Origin of the sequence: Flavobacterium sp. 9R (assembly GCF_902506345.1) — a bacterium.
GTDB lineage: Bacteria > Bacteroidota > Bacteroidia > Flavobacteriales > Flavobacteriaceae > Flavobacterium.
Genome location: NZ_LR733413.1, coordinates 3,379,637 through 3,392,226, shown reverse-complemented (window position 1 = coordinate 3,392,226; position 12,590 = coordinate 3,379,637). Strand labels below are relative to the sequence as shown.

12 protein-coding genes and 1 tRNA gene are annotated in these 12,590 nt (G+C 33.8%); 3 read left to right on the top strand and 10 right to left on the bottom strand.

The window, feature by feature from the left end; genetic code table 11:
• Window positions 1-141 precede the first annotated feature (141 nt).
• From FLAVO9AF_RS14960 to rpe, 3 genes are all read left to right on the top strand, one after another.
• Window positions 142-387: a hypothetical protein gene (locus FLAVO9AF_RS14960; RefSeq protein ID WP_159690687.1), complete on the top strand. Its 246-nt coding sequence runs from the start codon at window positions 142-144 to the stop codon at window positions 385-387.
• A gap of 173 nt (window positions 388-560) precedes the next feature.
• Window positions 561-1,424 carry an RNA polymerase sigma factor RpoD/SigA gene (locus tag FLAVO9AF_RS14955; protein ID WP_026707723.1) on the top strand — a complete coding sequence of 288 codons (864 nt, stop codon included), beginning with the start codon at window positions 561-563 and terminating at the stop codon, window positions 1,422-1,424.
• A 307-nt stretch (window positions 1,425-1,731) separates the two neighbouring features.
• Entirely contained in the window at window positions 1,732-2,397 is a 666-nt protein-coding gene (rpe, locus tag FLAVO9AF_RS14950) for a ribulose-phosphate 3-epimerase (RefSeq protein ID WP_159690683.1), read from the top strand.
• Between the two features lie 42 nt (window positions 2,398-2,439).
• Here rpe and FLAVO9AF_RS14945 read toward each other — a convergent pair whose 3' ends face one another.
• From FLAVO9AF_RS14945 to FLAVO9AF_RS14900, 10 genes are all read right to left on the bottom strand, one after another.
• Window positions 2,440-2,859: a CBS domain-containing protein gene (locus tag FLAVO9AF_RS14945; protein ID WP_159690680.1), complete on the bottom strand. Its 420-nt coding sequence runs from the start codon at window positions 2,857-2,859 to the stop codon at window positions 2,440-2,442.
• A 128-nt stretch (window positions 2,860-2,987) separates the two neighbouring features.
• Window positions 2,988-3,794, bottom strand: coding sequence for a zinc-dependent peptidase (locus FLAVO9AF_RS14940; RefSeq protein ID WP_159690677.1), 807 nt, complete (start codon window positions 3,792-3,794; stop codon window positions 2,988-2,990).
• A gap of 70 nt (window positions 3,795-3,864) precedes the next feature.
• Window positions 3,865-3,938: transfer RNA gene (locus tag FLAVO9AF_RS14935), tRNA-Arg, on the bottom strand.
• A 59-nt stretch (window positions 3,939-3,997) separates the two neighbouring features.
• Complete coding sequence (locus FLAVO9AF_RS14930; protein WP_159690673.1) at window positions 3,998-4,447, bottom strand: GatB/YqeY domain-containing protein; 450 nt, start codon at window positions 4,445-4,447, stop codon at window positions 3,998-4,000.
• 192 nt (window positions 4,448-4,639) lie between these two features.
• Window positions 4,640-6,586, bottom strand: coding sequence for a cell division protein FtsZ (ftsZ, locus tag FLAVO9AF_RS14925; protein ID WP_159690670.1), 1,947 nt, complete (start codon window positions 6,584-6,586; stop codon window positions 4,640-4,642).
• Between the two features lie 76 nt (window positions 6,587-6,662).
• On the bottom strand, window positions 6,663-8,060 hold the full coding sequence (ftsA, locus tag FLAVO9AF_RS14920; protein ID WP_159690667.1) for a cell division protein FtsA: 1,398 nt from the start codon (window positions 8,058-8,060) through the stop codon (window positions 6,663-6,665).
• Window positions 8,061-8,066: 6 nt separating this feature from the next.
• Window positions 8,067-8,789: a cell division protein FtsQ/DivIB gene (locus FLAVO9AF_RS14915; RefSeq protein WP_159690662.1), complete on the bottom strand. Its 723-nt coding sequence runs from the start codon at window positions 8,787-8,789 to the stop codon at window positions 8,067-8,069.
• Window positions 8,776-10,125, bottom strand: a complete 1,350-nt coding sequence (gene murC, locus FLAVO9AF_RS14910; protein ID WP_159690659.1) for a UDP-N-acetylmuramate--L-alanine ligase — start codon at window positions 10,123-10,125, stop codon at window positions 8,776-8,778. Before murC ends, FLAVO9AF_RS14915 begins: the two co-directional genes overlap by 14 nt.
• 33 nt (window positions 10,126-10,158) lie before the next feature.
• Window positions 10,159-11,250 (bottom strand): undecaprenyldiphospho-muramoylpentapeptide beta-N-acetylglucosaminyltransferase, encoded by a 1,092-nt coding sequence (murG, locus tag FLAVO9AF_RS14905; RefSeq protein ID WP_159690654.1) that lies wholly within the window; start codon window positions 11,248-11,250, stop codon window positions 10,159-10,161.
• A 44-nt stretch (window positions 11,251-11,294) separates the two neighbouring features.
• Window positions 11,295-12,584 carry an FtsW/RodA/SpoVE family cell cycle protein gene (locus tag FLAVO9AF_RS14900; RefSeq protein ID WP_159690651.1) on the bottom strand — a complete coding sequence of 430 codons (1,290 nt, stop codon included), beginning with the start codon at window positions 12,582-12,584 and terminating at the stop codon, window positions 11,295-11,297.
• Window positions 12,585-12,590: the final 6 nt, after the last annotated feature.

The following is a 12,590-nucleotide window of genomic DNA, read 5'->3' as shown; positions in this document are numbered from 1 at the left end:
AGTCTCCCAAGTGGAGATTTTTTTTTTGATGTCAACTCAAAAAGATGCTTTTATAACAAAAAAAAGGAGCCTCATAACAATGCCTTTACTAAATCTTTATAACAAAGGTATTTTTATAACATAATTAATAAAGCAACTAAAATGAGTATAGCAGCCAAAAACCTATTTGAGATGAAACTTTTGAAACAACTTTTAACTGCCAAACTAAACCCATGGCTTGGGATTTTAGTTTCATTGCTGATCATAGTACCAAGTTTGTATCAAATTTTAGATGATGTAACTGTTTTAAGAAAAGAATATCTTTTTTTAGCTGTAGGATTTCCACTTTATGTCAAATCTTTGAAAAATCTTTTTGACGAGATGTTAAAAACTCCTGACGACCTATAAATCAAAGATCTAAAACCCTGAAAGTTTTTATTTTATCTATAACTCACCCCATCTTTCAGAGTAAAGTTGGGGTATTTTATTTTTTTATCGAAAAAAAATGATAATTATGTAACTTTTTTGAAACACTACTCGTATAAACATTTGTACACTTAAACAATAAGGAGACAAATACCATGAGACAACTTAAAATCACCAAGCAGGTAACCAATCGTGAAACTGCATCATTAGACAAGTACTTACAAGAAATTGGAAAGGTAGATTTAATTACTGCCGATGAAGAAGTAGAATTAGCACAAAAAATCAAAGCCGGTGATCAAAGAGCCTTAGAAAAACTTACTAAAGCCAATTTACGTTTCGTAGTCTCTGTTGCTAAGCAATATCAAAATCAAGGATTAACATTACCCGATTTGATCAATGAAGGAAACTTAGGATTGATTAAAGCAGCACAACGTTTTGATGAAACTCGTGGTTTCAAATTCATTTCGTATGCAGTATGGTGGATTCGTCAATCGATTCTTCAAGCTTTAGCAGAACAATCTCGTATCGTTCGTTTGCCATTAAATAAAATTGGCTCTATCAATAAAATCAACAAAATGTACGCCTTATTAGAGCAATCTAATGAGCGCCCACCTTCTGCAGAAGAAATTGCAAAAGAGTTAGATATGACTGTAAATGACGTTAAAGAGTCTATGAAAAACTCTGGTCGTCACTTATCGATGGACGCCCCTTTAGTTGAAGGAGAAGATTCTAACCTTTATGACGTTTTACGTTCAGGGGAATCTCCAAACCCAGATAGAGAATTAATTCACGAATCATTGCGTACAGAAATTGAGCGTTCTTTAGAAACGCTTACTCCAAGAGAAGCAGATGTAGTTCGTTTGTATTTTGGTTTAGGTGATCAACACCCAATGACTTTAGAAGAAATTGGTGAAACATTTGACTTAACTCGTGAGCGTGTACGTCAAATTAAAGAAAAAGCTATCCGTAGATTAAAACACACTTCTAGAAGTAAAATCTTAAAAACCTATTTAGGATAAAATATAAATTCCAAAAATGTTATATTTGGAACTTTACCACAAACAACAGTCTGATTAACTGTTCGTTTTTTGATTGATGATTGAAAACTCCGGCTGATTACCGGAGTTTTGTTTTTTGCAGGGCAAACAAAACACCGGTCAGTTCGCTTCGCTCGGGTTTCCGGAGTTTTGTTTTTTGCAGGGCAAACAAAACCAAGACTTTTGCTAGAATAATTTGTGTTTTAAAACTTGCTTGAATCCCTATAAATTCTTTGCAATCATTGTACTTAAAAAAATTATCTTTGCAAAAAAATAACACAACACAACGATGAGTAAAAACACAATTATAGCACCTTCTGTTCTTGCAGCCGATTTTGCTAATTTACAGCGCGATGTAGAGATGATTAATAATAGCCAAGCTGATTGGTTTCATATTGACATTATGGATGGCGTATTTGTACCTAACATTTCGTTTGGTATGCCCGTACTAGAAGCAATTGCAAAACATGCTACCAAAACAATTGATGTCCATTTAATGATTGTAGATCCTGATCGCTATATCAAAACGTTTGCTGACTTGGGTGCAAATGTACTAACCGTTCATTATGAAGCTTGTAATCACCTTCATCGTACTTTACAAGCTATCAAAGCGGAAGGAATGCTTGCTGGTGTCGCTATCAACCCACACACTTCTATTGACTTATTAGAAGATGTAATCAATGATATCGATTTGGTATGTATTATGAGTGTAAATCCCGGATTTGGCGGACAATCGTTTATCGAGAATACGTACAATAAAGTAACCAAATTGAAAGATTTAATTATTCAAAAAGGAGCCAACACCATAATTGAAATTGATGGTGGGGTTACGAATAAAAATGCGAGAGCATTAGTAGAAGCCGGAGCAGATGTTTTAGTTGCTGGAAGCTTCGTTTTCAAAGCTGAAAACCCAACAGCTACTATCGAGGATTTGAAAAAAATCACCACTATCTAAAAAACAAACAAGAGGCTGTATCATTTTATACAGCCTCTTGTTTTAATACTGGTCTATTAAATACTGAATTAAATCGGTTGTAGTAACAATACCTACTAGCAAATCTCCTTCGCAAACTGGCAAGGCATGAAAATCATTGTGAGTCAAAATCTCAGCTGCCGCCTTTATGCTTGTATCTGGCGAAACCGTAGTTACTTTTTTAACCATAACTTGCTCTACAGAAAACATATTATACACTGTAGTATCAATCACTTCTTCATCATCATCTATTGCATCTGCAAACGAGATACGCAACAAATCAGTATAGCTCAAAATACCTAAAATCTTATTTCCATTAACAACTGGAATATGTCTAATTTTATGATGTTTAAACAAACTTTCAGCTTTGGTCAAATCGTCATTCAAATGCAATTTTACCAAATGTTTGGACATTATTTTTGAAACGGGGACATTACTTTTCATAACCCTAACTTTTAAATATATTCAAATTTAGAACAAAAAAAAAGCAAGAAACCTGATGATTATCAGTTAGAAAAACAATTATTATTGTTATTTTATAACAACTTGTTAATTTCGAATTTTTATAAATTTTAAATAAAATAGTTCTCGTTAAAATTAATCATTCGCTTCACATGAGTATACAATTGAGGATGTATCGTCTTAAAGTCATTCGGGCTTTCAAAAAAATGTTCTAACAAAACCGAAATAAATTCAAATTGATTTTCATAAGCATATAAACGAAAATAAGCTTTATCGTTAATTTGCTGAATCAATTCAGGAGAAGTATAAATTGCTACTATTTCTGCATATTCATCCTGAAAAATTGCAGCATTTACATCTCTACTTTTCAAACAATGAAAATGCATAACATGGGTAAACTCATGTAACCCCAAGTTAATATTATCTGTAGCTACTCCATGACCAGACAAAAAATCTTCCCATGAAAAAACAACAGTCTTCATCCTTGGATTAAATTCTCCCTTGTGATACAGCTCGTTCAGAGTTGAATAATACACCGTTGGATAAATCAAAATTTTTTGAAACAAGTCGCTTAAATAGTTCCTCATACCAAAAGTCAACATAACATAAGTCCCTGAGATAAGCACAAGTATTTCGTCAGTAATCTCAATTTCATGGCCTATAAATTCATATTTATCGACAAACTTATTTATCCTGTGTTCAAAATAACGCTTCTTACTAGGAGACAATTTATTATAAAAGGGAAAGTTTTGCGTCAAAATATTTCTCTGCTCATCAGAAATACGAATTGGAAACAAATGCCAGTGAACCACTATAGGCTTGTTATAGAAAAACACGTAAATCGGCTCAATTATATTGAAGAAAATAAACCCCAATCCTAATAATACCAATAAAAATTGCAATAAAAATAACTCCATTTATACAATACTTATAGCGATTATCACATAAAAAAAGGACGAGAAACATATCATTCCTCATCCTTTCACGTGACCACGGCAGGGTTCGAACCTGCAACCCTCAGAGTCGAAATCTGATATTCTATCCAGTTGAACTACGCAGTCAATATCTATAAATTTTAAAATTCCAAACTCCAAGAAAAATGGAATTTGGAATAAAAAAATTAAGACAATAATTTTTTAACTATGGTTGAAATCGTCTTACCATCAGCTTTTCCAGCTAACTCAGCAGACGCCAATCCCATTACTTTACCCATTGCTGCCATTCTAGTAGCGTCATTGTCTGCAATGATTTTAGCAACCACAGCTTCTACTTCAGCTTCACTCAATTGAGCAGGTAAAAACTTCTCAATAACTGCCGCTTGCAACAACTCTGGCTCAGCCAAATCAGCTCTTCCTTGTTGTGTATAAATAGCCGCACTATCTTTTCTTTGTTTAACCAAACGTTGTAATAATTTGATTTCTTCTTCTGCAGCAATTTCTTCTTTTGCTCCACTTTCTGTCTGTGCTAAAAGTATAGCCGATTTAACCGCTCTTAAGGCCTCTAGAGCCAAAGTATCTTTTGCTCTCATGGCGTTTTTTATTTCGTCCATGATACGTACTGATAAACTCATTATTATATATATTTAATTTATTTTTTGAAAATTACAACGCTCTATTTGCCTTTCAAAACAAATAAAAGCACTGCAAATTTAGAACATTTAAGTCGCATTAACAACTCGGTAAATGTTTCCTTCTTTTAATAAAAATCCAAAAAAAATAGCCTGAAATAGATTTTCAGGCTATTCATTAATTTATTTCAAAAGTTAATCTACGTTATCGTGCAAATAAGAATTGTTAGAACGAAATTGTAAGTCATTATTACTATCTGTACTAACTGATATTCTTGAGTTTTGACTAGTAGCTTGATTAGTCAAATCTACACCTAGACGTTTATAGGCTGGTTCACGTTCTAATTCATCAATTCTAGTCACATTATTATGAAACTTATAATTGAATTCTTTTAGTTTTTTTCTTCTTTCTTCAGCTCTAAAACGAAGTGTCTCTTCAATAGTCATATCCATTGGAGAAACTGATTCTGCAGCTACTTCATTAACTTCGATTGGAGCAACTTGCTTCATAGTTATATTTAACTCTGCAGGAACCTCTTCTTGTTTTACTTGTGGTTTCGATTGTACAAAATCATTTTCAACCTCCATGTACTCTTCTAGAGAATATTTAATAATCCCGTTGTCTGTTAATTCCGTAACAGGAACAAATTGAATTGGCTGAACCACATTAATATTATGCGCTTCATTTGACAAATCAAAAACTATTTTCTCCTCAACTACAGGAGCTGAAGGAGCTACAAAAGTTGGTTTTGGTGTTACAGGCAAATCAAAAGAGAAAGCGGTTTGTTTTTGCTCCTCAATGATATTAGCTTGTGGAATTTGAACTTCTTCTTTTGAAGGTAGTGAAATGTTAAAATCAAAATCTTCAATTGGAGAAACGATTTCAAAAGTCACGTCTAAATTTTTGATAAATTCAGACATTACAATCAATTCATCGTTGTTCATTACAGGCTTTTTCACTTCCAAAACAACAGGCGCTTCTTCTTCAATTTCCTCTTCTAGTTCAAACACTACACGCTCTGCGGTAACATCTGAAGGAGATTCATTCAAATTGAAAGTAGTTACTGGTGTATTAATCAAATTATGAACACTTCTTTGCTCTTCTTCTAAAGTGTGTATGATTTTCTTTGGCTCTGTATTTACGATTTCATTTTGTTGTTCAACATCAAAACCTGTAGCAATTATGGTAACAGAAATGGCATCACCTAGTGTTTCATCTTCTCCTACCCCCATAATTATGTTAGCATTATTACCTGCTTCATTTTGAATATGGTCATTGATTTCTCCAATTTCATCAATAGTAATTTCATTAGTTCCAGAAACGATAAGCAACAATACGTTTTTAGCCCCAGTAATTTTATTATCATTCAATAAAGGAGAATCTAATGCAGCAATAATGGCTTCTTTTGCTCTGTTTTCACCAAAAGCTGTAGCAGAACCCATAATAGCAGTACCACTATTGTACAAAACTGTTTTAGCATCGCGTAAATCGATATTTTGTGTATAGTGATGTGTAATTACTTCAGCAATTCCTCTAGAAGCGGTTGCCAAAACTTCATCGGCTTTAGAGAAACCAGCTTTGAAACCTAAATTACCATATACTTCTCTTAATTTATTATTATTGATTACAATCAAGGAATCAACTTGCTTACGCAATTTTTCAATTCCTATAATAGCTTGTTCTTGTCGAACTTTACCTTCAAATAGAAATGGTAAAGTAACAATCCCAACTGTTAAGATATCTCTTTCTTTAGCTAATTGAGCAATAACTGGCGCAGCACCTGTACCCGTTCCACCACCCATTCCTGCAGTGATGAAAACCATTTTGGTATTGCTGTCTAACATTTTTTCGATTTCACCGATACTCTCAATAGCTGATTGATGTCCAACATCTGGGTTGGCACCTGCTCCAAGTCCTTCGGTTAAATTTACTCCCAATTGAATTTTGTTGGGTACTGAACTATTTTGCAAAGCTTGAGAATCTGTGTTACAAACTATAAAGTCAACACCGTTTATTCCTTGCTTAAACATGTGATTTATGGCATTACTACCTCCACCACCTACTCCAATAACTTTAATTACATTTGATTGGTTTTTTGGTAAATCAAATGAAATGCTTCCAAATTCTGAGTTGCTTGTCATCTTATTGGGTTTTTGAAATTCTTATTTATATTTTTTGCTCTTTTGTTTGGGACAAAAAGGGCTTTACTTATTTTATTTACTCTGCGTTATCTAAAAATTCTTTAATCTTATCTACATATTTATCAAGAAAAGATCTTCTAATTTTAGTTTCAGTAGACTCTGGGCTTGGCACATGTCTATCTTCTTTCACCTCTAAATCGACAACTAAAGGTTTTTCGATTTCAGGTACTGGCATAGTTTCTACCAGATGTTCTCTATAATATGGCGTTCTTTCTAGAACAGGACTTTTATCAATTTTGACAGCACTTTGTGTTTTTTTCTCAATACTATTCATTACTAATCCAACTGCAGTAGCATATAATGGACTTGAAATTTCCTCATCCGAATTACCTGCTAAATGCTCATTTGGATAACCTATTCTGGTATCGATTCCAGTAATGTATTCCACTAATTGCTTGATGTGCTTTAATTGAGCACCACCACCTGTTAATACAATTCCCGCGATTAGTTTTTTACGTGGGTCTTCGTGACCATATAATTTGATTTCTGCAAAAACTTGTTCGATAATTTCCACAACTCTTGCGTGGATAATTTTAGATAAATTTTTCAAAGAAATCTCTTTAGGCTCTCTACCTCTGATACCAGGGATGGAAACAATTTCATTGTCTTTATTTTCCCCTGGCCAAGCAGAACCAAATTTTACTTTCAATAATTCAGCTTGTTTTTCAACAATAGAACACCCTTCTTTGATATCATCAGTGATAACATTACCGCCAAAAGGAATTACAGCTGTATGTCTAATAATTCCATCTTTAAAAATTGCCAAATCTGTAGTTCCACCACCTATGTCAATCAAAGCAACTCCTGCTTCTTTTTCTTCTTGACTCAATACTGCATCAGATGAAGCTAAAGGCTCTAAAGTCAAACCAGACAACTCAATTCCTGAACTCTGGATACATCTTCCTACGTTTCTTATCGATGAAGCTTGTCCTACTACAATATGAAAACTACTTTCTAATCTTCCTCCGTACATCCCAACAGGCTCTTTGATATCAGATTGCCCATCAATTTTAAATTCTTGTGGTAGTACATGTATAATTTCTTCTCCAGGTAACATCGCTAATTTATGAACTTGACTAATCAATAAATCAATATCACAATCACCTATTACTTCTTCTGGATTATTTCTGCTAATATAATCGCTGTGCTGAATGCTTCTGATATGCTGACCCGCAATACCAACAACTACATCTTTAATTTTATAACCTGAATTATTTTCTGCTTCAAAAATAGCTTGTTGAATGGATTGAATAGTTTGAGTAATGTTATTTACAACACCTCTAGCCACACCCAAACTTTTGGATTTTCCCACCCCCAAAATTTCTAACTTCCCGTATTCATTTTTTTTGCCAATCATGGCAACTATTTTGGTTGTTCCAATATCTAGACCTACCGCAATATTCTCTTTTTCCATTTTCTATTATTTAGTACACACTACTTGTTCCGCAAATCGAAGATCAATTTTATTATATTTAGCAATTGAGCTATCTAAAACTACTTTTTGAAAAAACGCTTTATAATTCTTGAATTTCTGTTCAACGTTTATCAATTGACCAAAATCAATTTTAAAATTATAATTTCTATTGAGCATTAAAACGCTACCATTTGGCATAACTTGCATTCCAATGATGTTTTTTTTCAAAAAAACATCGTCGTAAATTACACGAAATAGCTTAGCTAAATCTTCCTTATTTTTATCGTTTATTTCCCCCGAAACAAGAAGAACTCGTGCTGTATAGTTTTCAGACAAAGGCATTTTATTTCCCTTGTAATCAATATAAAAAGATTCTCCCTTTCCATTAATTCTTGCTATTGGAGTCTTTTGTTTTACAACAGCTTTTAGAACACCATCTACACTCACAGACACTTCAGACTTGTCAATCAAAGGGTGTGAATCGATAGTTTTCTCGAGTTTATTCAAATCTAAGGCATCTATAGCAATAGTTTTAGGGTCCTGTCTATTTTCTATTAACAATTTATTAACCGCTTGTTGTTTAACAAAAAGTTGGTTTTCTCCTACAAAAACAACCTCTGCTTTCGTTACTTTTCGATTCAAATTCCGTTTTCCAGTAAACGAATACAAAAAGATCACTAATGCAAACATTAAAAGCAATCGGATTGTTTGCCAATTAAAACGTTTCATCTAATGCCTTTTTTATTGATGGAACCATTTCTCCTAAATCACCAGCACCTATGGTTACAATAACCTTGGCATCTGAAGACTGAATAGACGCAATTAAATGTTCTTTTTCAACTAATCGCTTATTATCATTTGTCATTTTATCCATTAACCATTGTGAGGTAACACCTTCCATTGGAAGTTCACGTGCAGGATAAATATCTAACAATAAAATTTCGTCAAAATTAGATAAGCTAGCAGCAAAGTCATCAGCAAAATCTTTGGTTCTACTAAACAAATGCGGTTGAAAAACAGCCAATACTTTTTGACCAGGATACAACTCTCTTACCGCTTGATGCACCGCATTAATTTCGGTTGGATGATGTGCATAGTCGTCTATGTAAATCAAATCCGAACGTTTAATTTGATAAGAAAAACGTCTTCTTATCCCTCTAAATGTTGATAAAGCACTAGCAATTGCCTCAGTTGGGGTGCCGTAAGTTTTAGCCATTGCCAATGCCATCAACGCATTCATTAAATTATGTCGTCCTGGTAAACCAAAACGTAAATTCGTAATGAGTTCTGTTGGTGTCTGCACATCAAACACATAGCTAGAATCCTCGACTCTTACATTAAATGCTTTAAATTGAGCATCATTATTTATTGCACAAACCATTCCTTCTAGCGGTAAGCCTTGGGCAATAAACAATTTCGATTTATCTTCAACTTTGTTTGCAAACTCTACAAAAGAAGCTTCTATAGCCTCACTTGTTCCGTAGATATCTAAATGATCCGCATCCATAGAGGTTACACAAGCAATATTTGGATGTAAGTGCAAGAATGAGCGATCGAATTCGTCTGCTTCAACTACAGTAACTGTTTTGCCTAAACCAATTAAATTGGAATTGTAATTTTCAACTATTCCTCCAATAAAAGCAGTAACATCTGCACCACTTTCATAAAGAATATGCCCAAGAATACTTGAAGTAGTAGTTTTTCCGTGTGTACCTGCTACAGCAAAGCTAAAAGTGTCTTTGGTTATTATCCCTAGTACTTCGGCACGTTTTTTTACTTCATAGTTTTGGGCTAAGAAATAATTCCACTCCAAATGTGATTTTGGAACTGCTGGCGTGATAATTACCAAAGTGTTCTCTGGTTTAAAACTAGCTGGAATTAAAGCTACATTATCTTCAAAATGAATATCAATTCCGCTCTCGATAAGTTCGTTTGTCAACATCGACGGCGTTTTATCATAACCACAAACTTGTTTTCCAATATTTTTGAAATAACGAGCCAAAGCACTCATTCCGATGCCTCCAATGCCAACAAAATAGACGTTATGTATTTGATTTAAGTTCATTTTTCAATTTTAAAAATTAACAAAATAGTGTCTCTATTTTTTTAATAACTTTTCAATTTCATCAACGATTTGGATCGTTGCTTGAGGTAAAGCCAACTTTTTTATGTTATCGCCCAAGAGTTGTTGTTTTCCTTCATCTTTCAACAAAGCTTCTAGAACAATACTAAATTCATCCTCTAATGCAGATTCTTTAATCATTATTGCTCCTTTCTTATCTACTATTGCTTGTGCATTCTTCGTCTGATGATCTTCTGCAACATTTGGAGAAGGGATAAAAATCACTGGTTTTCCAACTATACATAATTCAGAAACCGACGACGCTCCAGCTCTAGAAATAACTACATCTGCAGCTGCATAAACAAGATCCATACGCTCGATAAAAGCAACTACTTGCACTTGAGCTGAATTGTATTTAGAATAGTCGTCTAAATAAAGTTTACCGCATTGCCATATAATTTGAACTTTTTGCGACAAAAGACCTTGCAATTCTTTTTCAATCAATTGATTGATTCTTCTAGCACCTAAACTTCCTCCTAAAACCAATAGTGTTTTTTTCTTTGGATCTAGTTTAAAAAAAGTAATTGCCTCTTCCCTTTTACTAGAAACATCAATTAAATCTTGACGAACGGGATTTCCTGTCAAAATCATTTTTTCTTTAGGAAAAAATCGTTCTAAGTTTTCATAAGCAACACAAATTTTTGCTGCCTTTTTACTCAATAACTTATTTGTAATTCCTGGATATGAATTTTGCTCTTGTATTAATGTTAGAATATTTAAACTATTGGCGACATTCAACAAAGGACCACTTGCAAAACCTCCCGTACCAATAACTACGTCAGGCTTGAAGCTTTTAAGTATTTTTCTTGACTCCCACAAACTACTTAATAGCTTGAAGGGAAATAATGCATTTTGCAGTGTCAGTTTTCTTTGTAAACCGGCTATCCAAAGCCCTTTAATAGCGTAACCGGCTTGAGGTACTTTTTGCATTTCCATTTTGTCTTTGGCGCCCACAAAAAGAAACTCTGCTTCTGGAAATCGCTTCTTTAGCTCATTTGCAATAGCAATTGCTGGATAGATATGACCACCAGTACCACCACCACTCAATATGAATTTTAATTTTGACATCTTAAAAAATTTAGAACAAATAAACAATTTACTACTATCAGATACTATCGGTTAAGTACCGCATTCATTGGATTAGCATGATCTTCTATAGAATATTCTTCTTCTTTTTCTTGAGCATCAGATTCGAGTTGCGCATCAATCAACTTTTGCAAAGCTTCTTCTCGAATTTGTTTTTCTTTTAATTCTTGAGCAATTTCTTCTTCTTTTTTGGTGACACTCAAAATAACACCAAGTGCAAAACAAGTCATCCAAATGGAGCTACCTCCACTACTTATTAATGGCAATGTTTGACCTGTAACTGGCAATAACTCTACTGCTACAGCCATATTAATCATCGCCTGAAAAATCATTGGAAAACCAAGAGCAATTACAATTAATTTTCCAAATAATGTATTGGCCTTATGAGATGCGATTACAAAACGAAACATCAACAACAAATACAATCCAAGTACAGAAAGACCACCAATCAATCCCCACTCTTCTACTATAATGGCAAAGATAAAATCAGAGGAGGATTGAGGTAGAAAATTTTTCTGAACACTTTTGCCTGGGCCTAAACCATAGAGTCCACCAGAGGCTATGGCAGTTTTTGCTTTTTCAATTTGATAGTTATCTTCATCGGCTTTATCAGAAGTGAATCGTTCAATACGACTTTCCCATGTTGAAACCCTACTAAAAAACCTGGAATCTGGGAAAGCTTTTGCAATCAACACAAAAAACAACAACATCACTACACCAGAACCAATAACAAACCCTATATATTTCATTGGATATTTTCCAATAAAAACCAACATTAAAACCATTGAAAAAATCAAAGCAGTGGTAGAAAAGTTAGAGGGCAAAATAAAAATTAATGTTATGAATACAGGTAGCCACAATTCGATTAAAGAAGATTTAAAATCTATAGGTGTTTCCCTTTTTTTGGACAAATAACGGGCAACAAACACAAACAACACAATAGCAGCCATAGTTGAAGGCTGAAACGTAATTTTGATAAAAGGAATCTGAATCCAACGACTAGCATTGGCTCCAGCGATAACAGTACCTTTAATCAAAGCATAGGCCAACATCACCCAAACTACAGGTAATGCTGCTTTTGAAATGGCTCTAAAATACAAATACGGGACTTTATGAATCCAATAAATAATCAAAAAGCCTATGCCAATATGGGCAAGATGTTTCAACAAATACCCAAGAGTATTCCCTTTACCTAAACCGATATAAGCTAAGTTACTACTAGCACTAAAAACAGGCATAAACGAAAACAAAGCCAATAAGGCCACGAATGACCAAATTACTCTATCTCCTTTTAGCTTGTTTACTAGTTCCTTCATTGCTTA